Origin of the sequence: Streptomyces sp. NBC_00016 (assembly GCF_045040885.1) — a bacterium.
GTDB lineage: Bacteria > Actinomycetota > Actinomycetes > Streptomycetales > Streptomycetaceae > Streptomyces > Streptomyces coriariae.
In genome coordinates, this window is record NZ_CP108304.1 from 5,186,663 (window position 1) to 5,206,201 (window position 19,539).

The following is a 19,539-nucleotide window of genomic DNA, read 5'->3' on the forward strand; positions in this document are numbered from 1 at the left end:
TGCGGCAAGCTCGGAGCTTGCGGTACAGGGCGCCGTGATCGGGGGCGGCGCTCTGGTCGAATGTCAGATCACCGAGCCGCTGCTTCGCGAGTTCCTTGCGCTGCTGGAGGCGATCCAGGAGGAACTCGATTCACGATGGAACGGCCAGGGAAGCTTCGGCCGACACGTGGACCACGCCCGACGGGCGCATTCCTATGAATCATGACTATGTAGATCCTTCCAGTGCGCGACGTGAATGGTATTCCGGCGCATACTCCTACGGGTCGGGCCCCGGCTGGAACGTCGGAACTGTCGACAGCGTGCACGCAGGGGCTTCCCTGACTCCACCCGACGCGGGCTGGGATGCGGTCGAGGAACTCGCCTATCTCATGCAGGAGGCTGTTCCTGCAGAGCAGACGGCCAGGGTGCCACCGCCTCGCAGCGAGTCCTCATCCGGCGTCGACTTCACCGATCCGATGGAGGGCCTGGCGCAGATCACCGCTCAACTGCCGCCGACCCGAAGTTCTTCTGCCGGGCATCGGAAGATGCCAGGTCGAAAATTCCGACGCAGGTGGTTGCAGACCGGCAGTTTCGTCATCGTCGCACTCGTTGCCGTCATGGTGGCGATGGTCAGCGTCTTCGGCGGCATGGTGGCCTACACACCTCTGCAGAGCATCACGTCCGGAACGGGGGGTGGAATGGTCCCGTCGTGGCCTCTTCTCGTGTACGGCCCCTGGACGGTGGCCTCTCTCTCCATCCTCCGGACCGCCTTGCATCGGCGCCGAGCCGTGCACTCATGGTTCATCGTTCTGCTCTTTTCCTCCGTCGCGATAATGCTGTGCGTGGCACAGGCGGACAGGACCTTCACCGGTATCGCCGGGGCTTCCCTGCCGGCTCTCGCGTCTCTCGCCTGCTTCCAGCAACTCGTCCGGCAAATCACGCTGACCCTGCCACCGAGACAGGGCACGCGGCGCCACCGCCAGTAGCGGCCGAGTCCCACCGGGGAGCCGCAGCCCTGACGAAGACGACACACAGGCGCGCATAATGGCCGACCCGGACGATCGAAATCAGAGATCGTCATTCCCTTGATCGGCGTCTTGCCCGAACCGATGGATCAGAAGGTTGTCCGGCATGCCTGTCTCGTTGCATCACATCGTCATCGACGCTCATGATCTGCCCGGCCTGGCTCGGTTCTGGGCCGAGGTGTTGGGGTGGCGGGTTCTGTCCGAGCGGGAGCGGGAGGTGGTGATCGGGGTGGATGAGACGGCCCCGGTGGGGATCTGTTTCATGCCGGTGTCGGATCGCAAGGTCGTCAAGAACCGGCTGCACCTTGATCTGACGTCCGCGGCGGAGGACCGGGAGGCGGAGATCGAGCGGATCCTCGCGCTCGGTGCCCGCAGGGCGGATGTCGAGCAGAGCGGCGACGAGTCGTGGGTCGTGCTGGCCGATCCGGAGGGGAACGAGTTCTGCGTGGTCCGTCCCAAGAAGAACCTCGTTCGGTAGACGACGACTCTCCAGCGCTCGACCCACAGCAGTCACGCGCCGCCCGTGCCGCGTACCTGGACGCGGTCGGGTTCCACCTGCCAGGCGGTGCCGTAGAGGGTGGCGTCGTTCGATCCCGCTGCGGAGCGGCGAAGGTCGGCAACCTCAATCAGCTGTCGTGCAGGCGGAGTTCTGCTCGGTAGGTGTTGGCCAGGGTGGTGGCGCGGGTGAACCAGTCCGTCAGGACGGCGGTCTCCTCGGGGGAGTAGTCCGCGAAGAGCGCGTCGAGGCGGGCGTAGTACGGCGCGTAGAGGGCGTGGACGCGGGCGACGGCGGAGGGGATCGCGGCGACGCGGACCCGGCGACGGTCCGCCGGGTCGGGGCGGCGGGTGACATAGCCGGCGCGTTCCAGGCGGTTGAGGATGCCGGTCACGGCGCCTGTCGTGACGTGGACGCGGGTCGCGAGGTCGCCGGCGGTGAGAAGGTCCTCGCCGGCCTGGATGACGTAGGCGAAGCAGGTCAGGTCGGTGACGTTCAGGCCCAGGCGCTGGGCCATCTCCTGCTGGCCGACCATGCTGGCCGCGATGAGGTCGTCCATCGCCGCGAGCGCTTGCGCGGGGGTGGCGGCGGGGCGGCCGTGGTGCGGCGGTGTCGGCTCGGCTGGCATCTCGGGGCTCTCTTGTTCCTGTTCCTGGCTGAGGATTCTGCGGGCTGCGGGCTGCGGGCTGCGGGCTGCGGGCTGCGGGCTGAGGTCTTCGGGCGGCGGGTATGCGGTCTGCGGTCTGCGGGGCGTTGGTTTCTGCTGGGTCCTTGTTATCCGCTTTCGGTTTCTCTTACCCTCTAAGAGGTTCAGTACTGCAACTTCTTAGAAGGTGAGGGAAGCGTGGCGGGTCATCTGTACGACGAGGGGCATACGGTCGCCGGCTGGACCGGCGTCGGCATCGTGACCGTCGGGACCGCCGTGGCGGGGGTGGGGGTGTGTGCCGTGTCCGGGCCTCTCCTGGCCGGCGGACTCGTGGTCGTGGGGCTGGGCGCGCTGGTCACCTGGGGGCTGCACCTCGCCGGGTGGGGCAAGCCGCCGGGGGTGCGGCCGCGGGCGGAGTGGGGGATGCGGGTCCGGGATCCGTGGGCCGGGGACGGGCATCCGGAGTGCGTGGGATGCCGGCTCGCGGGGCGCGCGCCCAAGACCCTGCCCGTGGTGTCAGTGCCTGGGCCTACCGTGGTGGGTGATGGCACAGGCATGGAAGTGCGCGGGGCTGCGGTGGTCGGCGGAGGGGCCGGAGCTGACATGGGACGGGGGGCGTCGTAGCCCGTTGTCCTGGGGGAAGCGGGTCTCCTTCGCGGTGGTGGAGGGGGGTGTGCGGGAGTGTGCGGGGGCTCGGGGGCATGCGTGTCCCCGGCGGGTGGTCGTGTCGGGAAGGAGCGCGGGCGGGCGGTGCGAGGAGTGTGCGCGGCTGGACCGGGCGCACTCCGTCGCCGCGGACCGCGTCGCCGACGACCCGCGGCCGTACCACGTGTACCTCGCGTGGTTCGGGCCCGGTCTGGTCAAGGTCGGGATCACGGCGGTCGAGCGGGGCTCGGTGCGGTTGCTGGAGCAGGGCGCCGTCTGCTTCAGCTGGCTCGGCGGCGGGCCGCTGATGGCCGCGCGGCGCACCGAGGAACTGCTGCGGGCCGCTCTGCGGGTGCCGGACCGGATTCCGTACGCCGTGAAGCGTGCCGTGCGGGCCGCGCTGCCGGAAACGGAGGCGGAACGGGCCGAAGAGATACGCGAGGTGTACGCGCGAGCCGTGCAACTGGGCGGCTGGCCCGAGTCGTTGGAGCGCACACCCTTCCGGCCGGTCGATCACGTGCGGGCGTTCGGGCTGGCCGGAGCGCCGGCCGCACTCGGGGAGGTGGGCGAGCTCGTCCCCGGCGGAGCGGTGAGCGGGGAGCTCGTGGCGGCCGCCGGACCCGATCTGCACCTCGCGACCCCGGCCGGGGTGGTCGTGCTCGACACGCGGTTGATGCGGGGGTGGCGGCTCGTGCCGGTGGCGGGCGGTGAACCCGCCTTCCCCGTACGGCACTTCGAGGTCGGGGTGGACCATCGTCAGGACGGACTGTTCTGAGGAGCCGCGCGGGCCCGCGGCGACCCGGGCGAGGAGTCGGCTCGGGTAAAGAGTTGGATCCCGCTCGGATCCCTTTCGGTAAGAACGGTGGACCGGAGTGGGGCGTCCGGCCGATCGTGGGTGACATGAGCGAACAGCGCATGACACCTGTTTCCGCACTTCAACCCCCCTACTACGCCGTGGTCTTCACCTCCCTGCGCACCGAGGGGGACGCCGGCTACGGGGAGACCGCCGAGCGGCTGGGCGAGCTGGTCCAGGACGTCCCGGGGTTCCTGGGAGAGGACTCGGCCCGCACCCCGGGCGGACTCGCGATCACCGTCGCGTACTTCCGCGATCTCGACGGGATCGAGCAGTGGCGGGCGCACGCCGAGCACCGGGCGGCCAAGGAGTACGGACGGGCGCACTGGTACGAGCGGTACTGCCTGCACATCGCCAAGGTGGAACACAGCCACGGGTTCGAGCGGACGCCCCAGGCGATTCTCACGGAACGCGCGTCCTGAGGGCGGCACAGCATGCCGTAACGGGCATACCGCCCGCCGCAGTAGATGCGGAGCAAAGGGTTCCCAGGTGTTGCCTGAGAGGTGCCTGTGCGTTTCTCAGGGAAATCACAGATTAGTGAAAGAGTGCTCTCAGGGGACCCGGCCAAGGTGTTCACCATGACCACGACCTCGCCCCAGGGGCGCACCGAACTGCTGAGGCCGGACGGGAGCCCCGTCCGAGTGCTTGTGGTGGACGACGAGCTGTCGATCACCGAACTGCTGTCCATGGCTCTGCGCTATGAGGGATGGCAGATCCGGAGTGCGGGAGACGGCACCGGTGCCATCCAGACCGCGCGGGAGTTCCGCCCCGACGCCGTCGTCCTGGACATGATGCTGCCCGACATGGACGGGCTGACCGTCCTGGGACGGCTGCGTCGTGAGCTGCCCGAGGTGCCGGTGCTGTTCCTGACGGCCAAGGATGCGGTCGAGGACCGGATCGCCGGTCTCACCGCGGGCGGCGACGACTACGTCACCAAGCCGTTCAGCCTCGAAGAGGTCGTGGCGCGGCTGCGGGGGCTCATCCGGCGCTCCGGTGCCGCCGACCGGCGCTCCGACTCGGTGCTCGTCGTCGGGGACCTCACCCTCGACGAGGACAGTCACGAGGTGTCGCGGGCCGGGGACAACATCCACCTGACCGCCACCGAGTTCGAGCTGCTGCGCTTCCTGATGCGCAACCCGCGGCGCGTGCTCAGCAAGGCCCAGATACTCGACCGTGTCTGGTCGTACGACTTCGGCGGTCAGGCCAACGTCGTCGAGCTGTACATCTCCTACCTGCGGCGGAAGATCGACGCGGGACGCGAACCGATGATCCACACCCGGCGCGGCGCCGGGTACCTGATCAAGCCCGCTGTGTCATGAGCGGGCGACGACGGCCGAGTCCGCAGAAGCGACGAGCGGGAAAGCCGCGCACCCTGCGGACGCGGCTCGTCGTCGTGTCCGTGACCCTGATCGCCGTGATCTGCGCGGTGATCGGCACCGTGACCACCCTGGTGCTGCGGGATCATCTGTACGGGCAGCTGGACGGCTCCCTGAAGGAGGCCACCATGCGCCTCTCCGGCGGCCCCGCCGGAGGACCCGGTGGCAAGGGCGCAGCCAAGAACAACAACGCCGCCGCCGGCAGCAACGCCAACGCGCCCCAGAAGCAGATGACGCTCGACGAGTTCGTCAGTCAGGGGCCGGGGCCGCAGAGGGCCCTCGCGGCCATGGTCGAGAACGGCTCGATCACCAGCGGCCAGGTCGGCGAGAAGAAGAACGACGACAACAACATCCCGCGGATGGACCCCGAGGACCTCACCGAGGCCCAGATCAAGGTGCTCGGCTCGGTCGCGCAGGACGGGAAACGGCACACTGTCGAGATCCCCGGTCTCGGCACCTACCGGGTCCAGTACATCAACGGCAACAACGGTGACTACTACGTAGGCATCCCGACCTCCGACGTCGACAACACCATCAACACCCTGATCCTCGTCGAGATCAGCCTCACCGTCGCCGGCCTCATCGCCGCCACCCTCGCGGGCACCGTCATGGTGAGCGTCGCCACCCGCCCCCTCCGCAAGGTCGCCTCCACCGCCACCCGGGTCTCCGAACTCCCCCTGCACACCGGTGAGGTCAACCTCAGCGAGCGAGTGCCCGAGGCCGAGACCGATCCGCACACCGAGGTCGGGCAGGTCGGGGCCGCGCTCAACCGGATGCTGAACCATGTCCACGGCGCCCTGCACGCCCGCCAGGAGAGCGAGATGCGGGTCCGCCAGTTCGTCGCGGACGCCAGTCACGAGCTCCGTACGCCGCTCGCCTCCATCAGGGGATACGCCGAGCTGACCCGGCGCGGCCGGGAAGAGGTCGGGCCCGACACCCGGCACGCCCTCGGGCGTATCGAGTCCGAGGCCGGCCGGATGACCTTCCTCGTCGAGGACCTGCTCCTGCTCGCCCGGCTCGACGCGGGCCGCCCTCTGCAGTTCGAGCAGACCGACCTGGTCCCCCTGGTCATCGACACCATCAGCGACGCCCGTGCCGCCGGACGCGACCACGTCTGGCGCCTCGAACTTCCCGACGAGCCCGCGCTCGTCTCCGCCGACGCGGCACGCCTGCAACAGGTCCTCGTCAACCTCCTCGCCAACGCCCGGACGCACACCGCGCCCGGTACGACCGTCACCGCACGCGTGCAGCGCCGCGGGCCGTGGCTGTGCGTGGACGTCCAGGACAACGGTCAGGGCATCCCGGCGGATCTGCTCCCGCATGTGTTCGAACGATTCGCCCGAGGCGACTCGGCGCGCTCCCGTACCACCGGTTCGACCGGCCTCGGCCTCGCCATCGTGCAGGCCGTGGCGACCGCGCACGGCGGCGCCGTGACGGTGGACAGCGTGCCCGGGCAGACCGTCTTTACCGTGCATTTGCCGGCCCTTGCCCCCGCCGTTCCCCAGCCCTCCCCCGAAACGAACTGGCAACTCGACTCACAGGTCGAGCACAGTGCCACCACATGGGTGCAACAGGGCGCCTGACGAAAGTCGATGTCATGCGAACCGACTCTTCTCCCGGCACCCTGCCGGCGCGGGAGCACCTCCCGGCCGACACCGCCGGTACGCCTGTCCTGGACGTAGTGATCCCCGTCTACAACGAGGAGAAGGACCTCCAGCCGTGCGTCCGGAGACTGCACGACCATCTGACGCGAACGTTCCCGTACTCCTTCCGCATCACGATCGCGGACAACGCGTCGACGGACACCACCCCTGTGGTGGCGCAGCGGCTGGAAGCGCGCATCCCGGAGGTCAGGAACTTCCGGCTCGAGCAGAAGGGCCGCGGCCGTGCGCTGCGGACCGTCTGGTCGGCCTCGGACGCCCCGATCCTCGCGTACATGGACGTGGACCTGTCCACCGACCTCAACGCGCTGCTGCCGCTGGTGGCACCGCTGATCTCCGGCCACTCGGACCTGGCGATCGGCTCCCGGCTGGCCCGTAGCTCCCGCGTGGTGCGCGGGCCGAAGCGGGAGTTCATCAGCCGCGCCTACAACCTCATTCTGCGCGGCTCGCTCCAGGCCCGCTTCTCGGACGCGCAGTGCGGGTTCAAGGCGATCCGGCGTGATGTCGCACAGATTCTGCTCCCCCTGGTGGAAGACACCGGCTGGTTCTTCGACACTGAGATGCTGGTACTCGCCGAACGTGCCGGCCTTCGTATCCACGAGGTGCCGGTCGACTGGGTCGACGACCCGAACTCCACGGTGCACATCGTGAAGACGGCGACGGACGACCTGAAGGGGGTATGGCGCGTGGGCCGGGCGCTGGCCACCGGTTCGCTTTCCCTGGACCGGCTGACCAGGCCGTTCGGCGACGACCCCCGCGACCGCGACATCATGGACGTACCCAAGGGCCTGGCCCGCCAGCTTGTCGGCTTCTGTGTCGTGGGTGGCCTCTCCACCCTCTTCTACCTCCTGCTCTACACCGTGTTCCGCCAGTTCGGCGGATCCCAGGTCGCCAACGCGCTGGCGCTGTTGGTGTCGGCCGTCGCCAACACCGCCGCCAACCGCCGGCTCACCTTCGGGGTGCGCGGCCCCGGCGGGGCCGTCAAGCACCAGGCCCAGGGCCTGGTCGTCTTCGGCATCGGCCTCGCGCTGACCAGCGGCTCGCTCTTCGCCCTGAACACGGCGACGTCGAGCCCCGCGCACTCCACCGAACTGGCGGTGCTGATCGCCGCCAACCTCGCGGCGACCGTGCTGCGCTTCCTGCTCTTCCGCGTCTGGGTGTTCTCCGACCGGCGTGAGGGCGACGAGCCGACCAACGGCGTGACGGCCGCCCCGGGCGCCTCCGCCCCGGCCCCCCGCGCCTCCGCCCCCGGCGCCTCCTTCCCGCACGCCTCCGCACCGACGTACCCGACCGGCGCTCCGCAGGCCGGCGCCCAGCAGACCGGCGCTCCGCAGGCCGGTCCGCCGCAGGCCGGCGGTGCCTCCGTGCCGCTGCCGCAGCGGCACATCGTGCACCCGCACGACCACAACACGACCACTCAGTTCCGCGCCGGCGAAGCCGCGGACGGCACCTGGAGGGACGCGACCATGCAGATGCTGCCGGTCCGCCGCCCCCATGACACCGACCCGGGGGACGCCCGATGAGCACCGACATCGACCGGACGACGACCTGGGATCCGCCGCCGACCGCGGCGCCGGCCGGCACGGACCCCGACGCCCGGGAGACGGCCGTCCCGGCCCCCGAGTCGGGTGAGCCGAAGCAGCCCTGGCATCGCAGACTGTGGCGCGGCCGCCCCGAGGACCCCCGCTGGGCCCGCCCGGCATTCCTCGGCCTGCTGGCCGCCACCCTCCTGCTCTACCTGTACAACCTGAGCGCCTCCGGCTACGCCAACTCCTTCTACTCCGCGGCCGTCCAGGCCGGCAGCCAGAGCTGGAAGGCCCTGTTCTTCGGCTCGCTGGACGCGGGCAACGCCATCACCGTCGACAAGCCCCCGGCCTCGCTGTGGCCGATGGCGCTGTCGGTCAGGCTCTTCGGTCTGAACTCGTGGGCGATCCTCGTCCCCGAGGTGCTGATGGGCGTCGGCTCGGTCGCCGTCGTGTACGCCTCGGTGCGCCGCCGGTTCAGTGCCGCGGCCGGTCTGATCGCGGGCGCCGTGCTGGCGCTGACGCCGGTCGCCGCGCTGATGTTCCGGTTCAACAACCCGGACGCGATGCTGGCCCTGCTGATGGCCGTGGCCTGCTACATGGTGGCCCGCGCCCTGGAGGACGGCCGGACGAAGTGGCTGGTGTGGGCCGGGGTCGCGATCGGCTTCGCGTTCCTCGCCAAGACCCTCCAGGCCTTCCTGATCCTGCCGCCGCTGGCGATCGTGTACGCGGTGTGCGCCCCGGTGGGCCTCAAGAAGCGGTTCGGCCAGCTGGCCGTCGCCACCGGCGCGCTGATCGTGTCCGGCGGCTGGTGGGTGGCGATCGTCGAGCTGTGGCCGGCCTCCTCCCGCCCGTACATCGGCGGCTCGCAGAACAACTCCTTCCTGGAGCTGACCTTCGGCTACAACGGTCTCGGCCGTCTGAACGGCGAGGAGACCGGCAGCGTCGGCGGTGGCGGTGGCGGCGGAGGCACCGGCCAGTGGGGTGAGACCGGCTGGGACCGGATGTTCAACTCCGAGATCGGCGGCCAGATCTCCTGGCTGCTGCCGGCCGCGCTGATCCTGCTGGCCGGCGGTCTGGTGGCCACGCGGAAGCTGCAGCGGACGTCGACGACCCGCGGTCTGTTCCTGGTGTGGGGCGGCTCGCTGCTGATCACCACGATCGTCTTCAGCTACATGGCAGGCATCTTCCACCAGTACTACACGGTGGCCCTCGCTCCCTACCTGGCGGCCGTCATCGGCATGGGCGCGGGTCTGCTGTGGGAGAAGCGGTCCGAGCTGTGGGCCTCGATCACCCTCGCGGCCTCGGTCGTCGCGGCGGCTTCCTGGTCGTACGTCCTGCTCAACCGCACCTCCGACTACCTGCCCTGGCTGAAGTGGCTGGTGCTGATCGGCGGCCTGGCCGCCGCGCTCGGCCTGACCTTCGCGGGCCGGATCAACCGTCGGCTCGCCCTCGCGGCGGCCTCCGTGGGCCTGGTGGCCGCGCTGGCCGGACCGACGGCGTACACCATCAGCACGCTCCAGGAGGGCCACACCGGTTCCATCGTGACCGCCGGCCCGTCCGGCGCGAGCATGATGGGCGGCGGCGGCCCGGGCGGCGGCGGTGGCGGTGGCGGTGGCCGAGGCGGCTTCGGCGGTGGCCAGAACCAGAACGGCAACGGCAACACGCAGAACCAGGGTCAGGGTCAGAACCAGCAGGGTGGCGGCACCGGCGGCTTCCCCGGCGGGGGCATGCCCGGCCAGAACCAGCAGAACGGCAACGGCAGTACGCAGGGCCAGGGCCAGAACCAGCAGGGCGGTCCCGGCGGCCAGACCGGCGACGGCGGCGGCATGGGCGGCGGTGGCGGTGTCGGCGGACTGCTCAACGGCGCCTCGGTCACCGACGAGGCCAAGAAGCTGCTGGAGGCCGACTCCGGCAAGTACACCTGGGCGGCGGCCGCGATCGGCGCCCAGAACGCCGCGAGCTACCAGCTCGCCACGGGTGACGCGGTGATGGCGATCGGCGGCTTCAACGGCACCGACCCGTCCCCCACGCTGGCGCAGTTCAAGCAGTACGTGACCGACGGCAAGATCCACTACTTCATCAGCAGTGGCTCCGGCGGCGGCATGAGCGCCAGCAGCGACGGCACGTCCTCGCAGATCACCTCCTGGGTCGAGGCCAACTTCAAGAAGGTGACGGTCGGTTCGGCCACCTTCTACGACCTGACGCAGAAGGCGAGCAGCTGACGCTTCGCGGGTTTCGCGGGTGAGGTAGGGCGGTGACCACGGTCGCCGCCCTTTCTCGTGCCCGCTCCTCGTGTCCCCGCCTCACCCGCCCGCCGCATGGCCCGAATCATGTCCCGAACAACTTTGTTGTACGGCGTATAGGAACAGCTCTACGGTGTAGAACATGACTACCTCCCCGTCCCCGTCCCTCCTGGGAAGCTCCCCCGGACATCCCCAGCGCTGGCTGATCCTCGGTGTCATCTGCCTCGCGCAGCTCACCGTGCTGCTCGACAACACCGTCCTGAACGTCGCCATCCCCTCGCTCACCCGGGAGCTGGACGCGGCCACCGCCGACATCCAGTGGATGATCAACGCGTACTCGCTGGTGCAGTCCGGCCTGCTGCTCACCGCCGGTAGCGCCGCCGACCGCTACGGCCGTAAGAAGATGCTGGTCGCGGGCCTGGCGCTGTTCGGCATCGGTTCGCTGGCGGCCGGTCTCTCGCAGACCACCACCCAGCTGATCGCGGCGCGGGCCGGGATGGGTGTGGGCGGGGCCCTGCTGTTCACCACCACCCTGGCCGTCGTGATGCAGGTCTTCGTGTCCGAGGAGCAGCCGAAGGCGATCGGCATCTGGGCCGCGGTGAACTCGCTGGGTTTCGCGACCGGCCCGCTCATCGGCGGCTTCGTGCTCAACCACTTCTGGTGGGGCGCGATCTTCCTGATCAACCTGCCGGTGGCGGCGCTGGGCCTGGTGGCCGTCGTCGCCCTGGTCCCCGAGACGAAGAACCCGCAGGGCGACCGTCCCGATCTGCTCGGCGCGTTCCTGTCGACCGTCGGTATGACCTCACTGGTCTTCTCGATCATCTCCGGCCCCTCGCACGGCTGGGCGTCGTCGCGGGTCCTGGTGAGCGCGGGGCTGGCGGTCGTCGTCCTCGCCCTGTTCGCCTACTGGGAGACGAGGATCCCGTATCCCATGCTCGACCTGGCGTTCTTCCGTGACCGGCGGTTCACGGGCGCGGTCGCCGGCGCGGTGCTGGTCACCTTCGGGATGGGTGGCGCGCTGTTCCTGCTCACCCAGCAGCTTCAGTTCGTCCTCGGTTACGGCCCGTTGGAGGCGGGCCTGCGGACCGCGCCGCTGGCGCTGACCGTGGTGGCCCTCAACTTCACCGGGCTGTCGGCGAAGGTGATGGCCAGGCTCGGTGGGCCGGTGTCGGTGCTGACGGGGATGGCGCTGGTGGCGGGGGGCCTGACGGCCGTCGCCACGCTCGCCTCCGGCGGCTACTCCGGGATGCTGATCGGGCTGCTGCTCATCGGCGCCGGGACATCGGTCGCCAGCCCGGCGATGGCGTACGCGATCATGAGCTCGATCCCGCCGGCGAAGGCGGGGGTGGGCGCGGGCGTCAACGGGACGCTGGCGGAGTTCGGCACCGGGCTGGGGGTCGCCGTGCTCGGCGCCGTGCTGAACGCGCGGTTCGCGGCCGTGTCCCTGCCGGTGGCGCTGGCGGCGGCGAACTCGGTGGCGGAGAAGGCGCGGGTGATCGACTCGTTCTCCGCCGGGTTGGAGGTCAGCCTCCTGATCGGGGCGGCCGCCGTGCTGCTGGGCGGGGTGGTCGCCGCGGCCCTGCTGACCCGGGCGGAGCGCAGGGAGGAGCCGTCGGTGCAGGTCGTCGCGTGAGGACGGTGGGCTTCGGCATGCCGAGCCCCGCGTGCGGACGGTGGGCTTCGGCATGCCGAGCCCGGTCGGCTCGCCGGCGCGACGGAGCCGCATGTCAGGGCGGTCCCCCGCGCCACGACGGCAGCCCTCGGCCTAGCATCTTCCCCAGTTACCGGAAGGAAGGTGCCTTGCCATGGCCGAGACCGCCAAGGGCGCCGCGCATCGCAGTGTGTGGCTGGAGGGCAGGGCGCGTCGGCGTGGCCGTGGCGGGGGACAGCCCTCCGGACTCGACCGGGACCGGATCACCGAGGCCACCGTGCGGCTCTTGGACGCGGAGGGGCTCGCCAAGTTCTCCATGCGGCGGCTCGCGGCCGAGCTGAACGTGACGGCGATGTCCGTGTACTGGTACGTCGACACCAAGGACGACCTGCTCGAACTCGCCCTGGACAGCGCCTTCGGCGAGCTGACGGCACTGCCCGACCCGACGGACGAGGACGCGGACTGGCGTGAGCAGCTGCGCGCGCTGGCCACGGAGTACCGCGGGCTGCTGGTCCGTCATCCGTGGCTGTCCCCGCTGGCCGGCCACTACCTCAACATCGGCCCGAACTCGCTCGTCTTCTCGCGCGCGGTCCAGCAGGTCGTCCGCCGCACCGGCCTGCCCGCGTACGGGATCACCGGCGCGATCTCGGCCGTCTTCCAGTTCGTGTACGGCTACGGCACGATCGAGGGCCACTTCTTCGCGCGGGTCGCGGACACCGGGCTGACCCCGGACGAGTACTTCCACCAGGCCATGACCGCGACGGCCGGCGCCCCGCAGACCGCCGAGATCATCGAGGAGTCGAAAGCCCTCATGGCGGCCCGCGGCGGCGACACCGTCGAGGAAATGATGAGCCGCGACTTCACCTTCGCCCTGGACCTGCTGATCGCAGGCATCGAGGCAATGGTGAAACGCGGCTGATCCCCGGACTCCGTGACCCGACGGCTCCGGGGTCCCTGACCCGGCGGCTCCGGGACTCCTGGCCGGGCGGGCCCAGGCCTCCTGGCCGGGTGGGCCCAGGCCTCCTGGCCGGGTGGGCCCAGGCCTCCTGGTCGAGCGGGCCCAGGCCTCCTGACCGACGGCCTCCGGCCAGCCCGTTCGGGGGCTCAGGGGGACGCGTGCCGGCGGACCTACCGCTCGGGGCAGGCGGCTCCCGTCTACTGGTCGGTGACCAGTCGGGCCGGGAAGCCGCCGGTTGCGATCGGGCCCCAACGCTCCGGGGTGATCCGGATGATCGACTTGCCCTGCTTCAGCATGGCCTGGCGGTACTCGTCCCAGTCGGGGTGCTCGCCGGCGATGTTGCGGTAGTACTCCACGAGCGGCTCGACGGAGTCGGGCGTGTCGATCACCTCGGCGTTGCCGTCGACCTGGACCCACGGCCCGTTCCAGTCGTCGCTGAGCACGAGCACGGCGACCCGCTCGTCCCGCTTGGCGTTGCGCGTCTTGGCCCGCTCGGGGTAGGTGGAGACGACGATCCGCCCCGAGTCGTCGACCCCGCAGGTCAGCGGCGAGGCCTGGGAGCTGCCGTCGGCGCGCCGGGTCAGCAGGATCGCGCGGTGCCGGGGCCGTACGAAGTCGAGCAACTCGTCCAGGGAGACCTTGGTGTTCGTCGCGATGTTCGGTGCCATGGCGTCAGCCTAGGCGCAGCGGTGCCCGTTCCGGCTGACCCTGCCGTGCCTACGCCTGGGGCAGTGTGTCGCCCTGCACCGCCTGGACGTCCAGCTCCACCTTCAGGGTCGTGCCGATGGCCGCGATGCCCGCCTGGACGACCTGGTTGTAGTTCATCGCGAAGTCCTCGCGGTGCAGCTCCGTCGTGGCCCGGAACGCGGCCCGGGTGCCGCCCCAGGGGTCGGAGCCGGTGCCCAGACAGGCGAGTTCCAGGTCGACGGGACGGGCGACACCGTGCAGGGACAGCTCGCCGTGGACGGTCCAGCGGTCCGGGCCCGCCGGGGTCAGGCCGGCGGAGCGGTAGGTGATCTCCGGGTACGTCTCGACGTCCAGGAAGTCCGCCGAGCGCAGGTGGGTGTCGCGCATGGCGTTGCCGGTGTCGATGGACGCCGCCCGGATCACCGCCTCCACGCGGGACTTGGCGATGTCGTCCGGGGCGACCTCGATCGCCGCCGAGAACTCCGTGAACCGCCCGCGCACGCTGGAGATGCCCAGGTGCTGGGCGACCGCGCCGACGGCGGAGTGCGCCGGGTCGACGGTCCAGGGCCCGGGCGGGGGCAGTTCCGTGCCGCCCTGCCGGGCCAGGGTCACGGTCCCCACCTCCGCGCGGCCGCTTGCCGTCACGATCGCGCTGGAAGCCGCGGGCGCGTACCCGATGGCCGTGACGATGACGGTGTACGCCCCGGGGACGAGCATGGTCGCGTCCCGGACGGCTCCTTCCCCGTCGGCCTCGGCGCGCAGCACCTGGCCGCCCGCCATGTCGGTCACCGTGACGACCGCGTGCGACACGGCCCACCCGTCCCGCGTACGGATCTTCGCGGTCAGTCCCATCTGATGTACTCCTCGAACTGGAACCGGCCCGGTGCGGGGCAGAAACCCCCGCACCGGGCCGGAGCCGATAACTGTCGGAACTACTCGCCGGGGTGGGCGAGTTCGATGTCGTGGCCGTCGACGCCGGCGCCCGCCACGGTCAGCGCGGTGGCCACCGGCGGGTAGCCGGTCGCGATGACCGTGTACTCGCCACCGTCGAGGTCGGCGAAGGCGTACGCCCCGTCCGCCCCGGTGGTGGCGGTGCCGACCACGTTGCCCGCCGCGTCGACGAGCGTCACGCGCGCGTCGGCCAGCGGACCGTACGGCGCCCGGACGACGCCCTGGAGCTGGGCACCCGCTTCGAGGACGACCTCCGCGCGGGTCACGCCCGTCGTGCCGACCTCGACGGGCAGGGCGCGCGGCCGGAACCCGACGGCGTTCACCGCGACGGTCACGGCGCCCGGCACCAGCTCGGCGAAGGAGAACTCGCCCTGCTCACCGGTGGCCGCGGTGGCCAGCAGATCGCCGCGCACATCGGTGACGATCACCATGGCGTCCTTGACCAGCTCACCCGACTCGGCGGCGCGCACGACACCGCTGAGGCCGCTGGTCCCGCTGAGCAGGATGTCGTACGCGACCGGCTCACCGTTCACCACGATCGTGGAGGCCTGCGGCTGGAAGCCGTCGGCGGAGGCGATCAGCACGTACGAACCCGTGCCCGGCGCGTCCAGTCCGTAGGAACCGTCGGCCTGCGCGACCGACCGGCCGAGCTGGCGTCCGGCGAGCGAGATCAGGGTGACGGCGGCCTGCGGGACGGGCGCGCTCTCCGCGCCGCGCACGAAGCCGTGCACCGGGATACCGCCCGAGGGCGCCTGGAGGGGTTCGGCGGTGGCGACGGCGGCGAGCCGCTGTGTGCCCTGCGGACCGGCCTCCCGGCCCGGCTCGGCAGCCGTCTCGGCGACCGCCCAGCTGGGGACGTGCTCCTCGGCGGGAGCAGTGACCGCGGCCGGAGCCGCAGCGGCCGCGGTGGTCGCGGTGGCCGGGGTCTCCGCCTCCGCCGTGGCGGCCTGCGCCAGCGCGCCCTTGGTCCGCAGCGGGACCTCCTTGATGAACAGGGTGATCAGAAGGGCGAGCAGCGCCAGGACGGACGCGATCAGGAAGACGTCCGCGATGCCGTGGCCGTACGCGCTCTCCATGACCGTGCGCAGCGGCGCGGGCAGCTTGTCCATGTCCGGGATCGAGCTGGAGGAGCTCGAACCGGAGGCGAGGGAGGCGTACTTGGGGCCGAGGTCGGTGATGCCGTCCTTGGCGTAGTCGGTGATCCGGTTGGCCATGACGGCGCCCAGCGCCGAGACGCCCATCGCACCGCCCAGGGACCGGAAGAAGGTGACCGTGGAGCTGGCGGAGCCGAGGTCCTTCGGCTCGACCTGGTTCTGCGTCGAGAGCACCAGGTTCTGCATCATCATGCCGACACCGAGGCCCAGCAGGGCCATGAAGACCGCGGTCTTCCAGTACTCCGTGTCGTAGCGGATGGTGCCCAGCAGACCGAGGCCGGCCGTGATGAGCACGCCACCGCTGACCAGCCAGGCCTTCCACTTGCCGGTCTTGGTGATGAACTGCCCGGAGACGGTGGAGGAGACGAACAGGCCGCCGATCATCGGGATCGTCATGACGCCCGACATGGTCGGGGACTTGTCCCGGGCCAGCTGGAAGTACTGGGCGAAGAACACCGTGCCGGAGAACATCGCGACGCCGACGAACATCGAGGCGATGGAGGACAGGGTGATGGTGCGGTTGCGGAAGAGGCGCAGCGGGATGATCGGCTCGGTGGCCTTCGACTCGACGAGCACGAAGATCAGCCCGAGTGCGATCGAGCCCGCGACCATCGCGTACGTCTGCCACGACAGCCAGTCGTACTTGTCACCGGCGAAGGTGACCCAGACCAGCAGCAGCGACACCGCGGCGGAGATGAAGAACGCGCCGGCCCAGTCGACCTTCACGTCCCGCTTGACGGTGGGCAGGTGCAGGGTCTTCTGGAGCACGATCAGCGCGATGACGGCGAAGGGGACGCCGACGTAGAAGCACCAGCGCCAGCCGAGCCAGCTGGTGTCGGTGATGACACCGCCGAGCAGCGGACCGCCGACGGTGGCGACGGCGAAGGTCGCGCCGAGGTAGCCGGAGTAACGGCCGCGCTCACGCGGGGAGATCATCGCCGCCATGACGATCTGCGCGAGGGCGGACAGACCGCCGACGCCGACGCCCTGCACGACACGGCAGGCGATCAGCATGCCGGGGTTCTGCGACAGACCGGCGGCCGCTGACCCGAGCACATAGATGACCAGCGCTATCTGGACGAGCGCCTTCTTGGGGTACAGGTCGGCGAGCTTGCCCCAGAGCGGGGTGGTCGCCGTCATCGACAGCAGGGTGGCGGTCACGACCCAGGTGTAGGCGGACTGGCCGCCGCCGAGGTCGCCGATGATCTCCGGCAGGGCGTTCGAGACGATCGTGGACGAGAGGATCGCCACGAACATCCCGAGCAGCAGCCCGGAGAGGGCCTCCATGATCTGCCGGTGGGTCATCGGAGTGGCCTCGGCGGAGCCGTGCGACCCTCCGCCGTGCTTCGCGTGAGCCCGCACACCGGCTGGTGTGGTCGTTGCCATGGGCTTCCTTTTCCTATGTTGCTTGTGCGGGTGTACGGGTGGTCGGTGTCTGTTCGCTTACGGGAACGGGAGGCGGCGGCGCGGGCGGGGCCGGCGGCCGGTGCGTGACCGTCCGGCATTCGCCGAAGCTGGCGCGCAGCCGGGTCAGCAGGGCGATCAGCCGGCCGACCTCGGCGTCGGTCCAGTCGCCGAGCCGTTCCGCCAGCAGCTCGGTGCTCCGGCGTGACAGCTCGACGAGCATCGCGTGGCCCTCGGGCGTGAGGTGCAGGATGCGGGAGCGCTTGTCCGCCGGGTCGGGGGAGCGTTCGATCCAGCCCCGGTCGGCGAGGTGCGCGGCGTGTCGGCTGGTCACGGACATGTCGACGGCGAGCAGCTCGGAGAGAGCGCTCATGCGCATGTCGCCGTGGCGGCCGAGGAGCGCCAGTACGCCGGCCGAGCCCGCGGGGCAGTCGGGCGGCAGGATCCGCCCGAGGTCGCGCTTGACCGCCCCGACGGCACTGAGCTGACGCGCCAGCTCCTCGTACTGCGCCTGCCCTGCCATCACACCTCCCAGTTTGTTGCTTAGGGCAACCATAGGAGCGGTTGGTTGCTACAGGCAAATAAGACGGCCGTGAGGCCCGCAAAAAGTTGGCAAAGGCAAGTATTGCGACGGTAAATGTGCAGGTGGGGGCGTCGCGAATGCCTGATCCGGGCGGGACCGGGGGCGGTTGGGGCGGGGCGCGGCAGCGGGGCTTGGCAGTAGGGGCCCGGCGGCGGGCGTCCGCAGCGGCGGCTCGGGGACGGGGGTGGCTCGGCGGCGGGGGTGGCCGGCGCGGCCCGAGCCGCCTCCCGGGGTGGGGTGATTCGGTCCGGGCTGGTTCCGGGTGCCGGGCAATTCCGTTGGGCCGTCTCCCGGGTGCGGGCGACTCTGTTTGGGCCGTCTCCCGGGTGGGAGATCGCGTCCGGCCGGCGGTGCTCGGCGCGGTGCTCGGCGGTGCTCGGCGGTCCCCGGCGGATGCCGGGCAAGGTGGCCGGCGAGAGCGGCGGACGCGTTCCGGGTGCCCAAGTGGGCGGGCGGGTCCGGGGGGTTCCGGTCGGCCGGACTTCCTACCCCCACTTGGGGCGCCCCGCGCATTTTCGCTAGTGTCTCGGCCCATGGCTAACACGCAGGGCCCCCAGGGCAACCACGACCCCGCCGGCAGCACCCAGATGTTCCGCGCGTTCGTCGACGACGGCGCGCCCCGGGCCGCCCAGCCGGCTCCCACCCAGTCCGGGCCCCGTATCGGCCTGATCGTCGGCATCGTCGCCGCGGTCGTGATCGTCGCTGCGGTCGCCTGGCTGGCGCTGAAGTAACCGCCGGCCCGCACCGGACAGGTGACGGGGTGACCGAGCGCGTCGACCGCCGTGCGTCACAGCGGGGTCGGCGCGCACGCCCCCGTCTCCTTGCATGTCCGGCGCCGCCCGCTCACTCCCACCGGACCGACACGTCCCGCGTCTCGATGTGCATGCCCAGCGGTACGCGCCACGCGTCGACGCAGACCGTCCAGGTCTTCTCCTCGCGCGCCCCCGCGGCGATCGGCGTCGGGAGCGCGGCCGTCGACTCGCGTGTCGCCCAGTCGATGCCGATCGCGTCGATGACATGGGTCCCGAAGGTGACCGTGCCGGAACGCACCGCGGTGCCACCGGAGTTGCGGAAGGTGAGGGTCACGTCCTCGCACCACCGTTGATCCGTCCCCGCGCGGACGGGATCGCTCACGGCGAGCGAGGCCGGTCCCGCGGGCGCGGTGCTCGGCGGGGCCGTGGGCGCCGGTGAGGACGCGTCCGATGGCGTACCGCCCGCGGAGCCGCCCTCGGCACCTCCGGAGCCGCTCTCGGCGCCAGGGGAGCCGCCCGGGGTGCCTGAGGCGCCCGGGACGCCAGGGGTGGTGATCCGTGGGGCGCCGGACCCGGCGTCGCCTCCCGCGGTGCCCTCCGCCCCCTGTCCGGCCGTTTCGCTCGCCGGGGCCCCCGGACCGGCCGGCCCCGCAGGGGCGCCGCTCTCGTCGTCCAGCGGGACGAGCCGTACTCCGCCCGTCGGATCCGCCGAGTCGCCGGTCCGCGTGCCCGGCAGCGCGGTGTCGCCCGCTCCGCCGATGGCGACGTAGCCGCCGGTGTGCCCGTCTCCCCCGCAGGCGGCCAACAGACCGGCCGCCATCACGACGGCGGCCGCCGACGCGCCCCATACGGCGCCCCGGCGGCCACGTGCCCGTGTCGGATCCCGTGTCGGACTTCGCATCGCGTCAGTGTCGCTGACGCTCCGTCAGGAGGGAAGTCCTCGGGCCGG

General features: G+C 71.0%; 18 protein-coding genes. 12 read left to right on the top strand and 6 right to left on the bottom strand.

What is annotated here, in order from left to right; genetic code table 11:
- The first annotated feature begins 194 nt into the window (after positions 1–194).
- Both OG933_RS22960 and OG933_RS22965 read left to right on the top strand, forming a co-directional pair.
- Entirely contained in the window at positions 195–965 is a 771-nt protein-coding gene (locus OG933_RS22960; RefSeq protein WP_362530078.1) for a DUF2637 domain-containing protein, read from the top strand.
- A gap of 145 nt (positions 966–1,110) precedes the next feature.
- Positions 1,111–1,482 (top strand): VOC family protein, encoded by a 372-nt coding sequence (locus tag OG933_RS22965; protein ID WP_405628727.1) that lies wholly within the window; start codon positions 1,111–1,113, stop codon positions 1,480–1,482.
- 148 nt (positions 1,483–1,630) lie between these two features.
- Here the strand turns inward: OG933_RS22965 and OG933_RS22970 are convergent, their stop codons facing one another.
- Complete coding sequence (locus OG933_RS22970; protein WP_362530084.1) at positions 1,631–2,128, bottom strand: MarR family transcriptional regulator; 498 nt, start codon at positions 2,126–2,128, stop codon at positions 1,631–1,633.
- Positions 2,129–2,344: 216 nt separating this feature from the next.
- Between OG933_RS22970 and OG933_RS22975 the strand changes: the two genes are divergently transcribed.
- The 9 genes from OG933_RS22975 (at position 2,345) to OG933_RS23015 (ending at position 13,020) form a co-directional block, all read left to right on the top strand.
- Complete coding sequence (locus OG933_RS22975; RefSeq protein WP_405628729.1) at positions 2,345–2,770, top strand: HGxxPAAW family protein; 426 nt, start codon at positions 2,345–2,347, stop codon at positions 2,768–2,770.
- The gene (locus OG933_RS22980) at positions 2,691–3,566 is read left to right on the top strand and encodes a DUF2797 domain-containing protein (protein ID WP_405628731.1); all 876 of its coding nucleotides are present in this window, start codon (positions 2,691–2,693) and stop codon (positions 3,564–3,566) included. Before OG933_RS22975 ends, OG933_RS22980 begins: the two co-directional genes overlap by 80 nt.
- Positions 3,567–3,691: 125 nt before the next feature.
- Positions 3,692–4,066 (top strand): antibiotic biosynthesis monooxygenase family protein, encoded by a 375-nt coding sequence (locus OG933_RS22985; protein WP_405628733.1) that lies wholly within the window; start codon positions 3,692–3,694, stop codon positions 4,064–4,066.
- A gap of 156 nt (positions 4,067–4,222) precedes the next feature.
- Positions 4,223–4,963, top strand: a complete 741-nt coding sequence (locus OG933_RS22990) for a response regulator transcription factor (RefSeq protein ID WP_020131327.1) — start codon at positions 4,223–4,225, stop codon at positions 4,961–4,963.
- The gene (locus OG933_RS22995; protein WP_362530096.1) at positions 4,960–6,603 is read left to right on the top strand and encodes a HAMP domain-containing sensor histidine kinase; all 1,644 of its coding nucleotides are present in this window, start codon (positions 4,960–4,962) and stop codon (positions 6,601–6,603) included. Before OG933_RS22990 ends, OG933_RS22995 begins: the two co-directional genes overlap by 4 nt.
- Positions 6,604–6,617: 14 nt before the next feature.
- Positions 6,618–8,204, top strand: a complete 1,587-nt coding sequence (locus tag OG933_RS23000; RefSeq protein ID WP_362530098.1) for a bifunctional glycosyltransferase family 2/GtrA family protein — start codon at positions 6,618–6,620, stop codon at positions 8,202–8,204.
- On the top strand, positions 8,201–10,429 hold the full coding sequence (locus OG933_RS23005; protein WP_405628736.1) for an ArnT family glycosyltransferase: 2,229 nt from the start codon (positions 8,201–8,203) through the stop codon (positions 10,427–10,429). Before OG933_RS23000 ends, OG933_RS23005 begins: the two co-directional genes overlap by 4 nt.
- A gap of 163 nt (positions 10,430–10,592) precedes the next feature.
- Positions 10,593–12,083 (top strand): MFS transporter, encoded by a 1,491-nt coding sequence (locus tag OG933_RS23010; protein WP_405628738.1) that lies wholly within the window; start codon positions 10,593–10,595, stop codon positions 12,081–12,083.
- Positions 12,084–12,255: 172 nt separating this feature from the next.
- Entirely contained in the window at positions 12,256–13,020 is a 765-nt protein-coding gene (locus tag OG933_RS23015) for a TetR/AcrR family transcriptional regulator (protein WP_362530106.1), read from the top strand.
- Between the two features lie 236 nt (positions 13,021–13,256).
- Here OG933_RS23015 and OG933_RS23020 read toward each other — a convergent pair whose 3' ends face one another.
- The 4 genes from OG933_RS23020 to OG933_RS23035 form a co-directional block, all read right to left on the bottom strand.
- Complete coding sequence (locus OG933_RS23020) at positions 13,257–13,727, bottom strand: PPOX class F420-dependent oxidoreductase (RefSeq protein WP_020131321.1); 471 nt, start codon at positions 13,725–13,727, stop codon at positions 13,257–13,259.
- Positions 13,728–13,776: 49 nt separating this feature from the next.
- Complete coding sequence (locus OG933_RS23025; protein ID WP_405628741.1) at positions 13,777–14,598, bottom strand: YceI family protein; 822 nt, start codon at positions 14,596–14,598, stop codon at positions 13,777–13,779.
- A gap of 80 nt (positions 14,599–14,678) precedes the next feature.
- On the bottom strand, positions 14,679–17,237 hold the full coding sequence (locus tag OG933_RS23030) for an MFS transporter (protein ID WP_405628743.1): 2,559 nt from the start codon (positions 17,235–17,237) through the stop codon (positions 14,679–14,681).
- 13 nt (positions 17,238–17,250) lie between these two features.
- Positions 17,251–17,778, bottom strand: a complete 528-nt coding sequence (locus tag OG933_RS23035) for a MarR family winged helix-turn-helix transcriptional regulator (RefSeq protein ID WP_405628745.1) — start codon at positions 17,776–17,778, stop codon at positions 17,251–17,253.
- Between the two features lie 593 nt (positions 17,779–18,371).
- Here OG933_RS23035 and OG933_RS23040 point away from each other — a divergent pair.
- Positions 18,372–18,569 (top strand): hypothetical protein, encoded by a 198-nt coding sequence (locus OG933_RS23040; RefSeq protein ID WP_054242212.1) that lies wholly within the window; start codon positions 18,372–18,374, stop codon positions 18,567–18,569.
- Between the two features lie 112 nt (positions 18,570–18,681).
- Here OG933_RS23040 and OG933_RS23045 read toward each other — a convergent pair whose 3' ends face one another.
- Positions 18,682–19,491 (bottom strand): hypothetical protein, encoded by an 810-nt coding sequence (locus tag OG933_RS23045; RefSeq protein ID WP_405628747.1) that lies wholly within the window; start codon positions 19,489–19,491, stop codon positions 18,682–18,684.
- Between the last annotated feature and the right edge of the window lie 48 nt (positions 19,492–19,539).

Excerpts from the sequence above, each read along its gene's own strand:
- OG933_RS22980 (WP_405628731.1), top strand. The coding sequence starts at position 2,691 with ATGGCACAGGCATGGAAGTGCGCGGGGCTGCGGTGGTCGGCGGAGGGG.
- OG933_RS23045 (WP_405628747.1), bottom strand. The coding sequence starts at position 19,491 with ATGCGAAGTCCGACACGGGATCCGACACGGGCACGTGGCCGCCGGGGC.
- OG933_RS23025 (WP_405628741.1), bottom strand. The coding sequence starts at position 14,598 with ATGGGACTGACCGCGAAGATCCGTACGCGGGACGGGTGGGCCGTGTCG.
- OG933_RS22985 (WP_405628733.1), top strand. The coding sequence starts at position 3,692 with ATGAGCGAACAGCGCATGACACCTGTTTCCGCACTTCAACCCCCCTAC.
- OG933_RS23035 (WP_405628745.1), bottom strand. The coding sequence starts at position 17,778 with ATGGCAGGGCAGGCGCAGTACGAGGAGCTGGCGCGTCAGCTCAGTGCC.
- OG933_RS23000 (WP_362530098.1), top strand. The coding sequence starts at position 6,618 with ATGCGAACCGACTCTTCTCCCGGCACCCTGCCGGCGCGGGAGCACCTC.
- OG933_RS22960 (WP_362530078.1), top strand. The coding sequence starts at position 195 with ATGAATCATGACTATGTAGATCCTTCCAGTGCGCGACGTGAATGGTAT.
- OG933_RS23015 (WP_362530106.1), top strand. The coding sequence starts at position 12,256 with ATGGCCGAGACCGCCAAGGGCGCCGCGCATCGCAGTGTGTGGCTGGAG.
- OG933_RS22990 (WP_020131327.1), top strand. The coding sequence starts at position 4,223 with ATGACCACGACCTCGCCCCAGGGGCGCACCGAACTGCTGAGGCCGGAC.
- OG933_RS22965 (WP_405628727.1), top strand. The coding sequence starts at position 1,111 with ATGCCTGTCTCGTTGCATCACATCGTCATCGACGCTCATGATCTGCCC.
- OG933_RS23020 (WP_020131321.1), bottom strand. The coding sequence starts at position 13,727 with ATGGCACCGAACATCGCGACGAACACCAAGGTCTCCCTGGACGAGTTG.
- OG933_RS23040 (WP_054242212.1), top strand. The coding sequence starts at position 18,372 with ATGGCTAACACGCAGGGCCCCCAGGGCAACCACGACCCCGCCGGCAGC.
- OG933_RS23010 (WP_405628738.1), top strand. The coding sequence starts at position 10,593 with ATGACTACCTCCCCGTCCCCGTCCCTCCTGGGAAGCTCCCCCGGACAT.
- OG933_RS23030 (WP_405628743.1), bottom strand. The coding sequence starts at position 17,237 with ATGGCAACGACCACACCAGCCGGTGTGCGGGCTCACGCGAAGCACGGC.
- OG933_RS23005 (WP_405628736.1), top strand. The coding sequence starts at position 8,201 with ATGAGCACCGACATCGACCGGACGACGACCTGGGATCCGCCGCCGACC.
- OG933_RS22995 (WP_362530096.1), top strand. The coding sequence starts at position 4,960 with ATGAGCGGGCGACGACGGCCGAGTCCGCAGAAGCGACGAGCGGGAAAG.
- OG933_RS22970 (WP_362530084.1), bottom strand. The coding sequence starts at position 2,128 with ATGCCAGCCGAGCCGACACCGCCGCACCACGGCCGCCCCGCCGCCACC.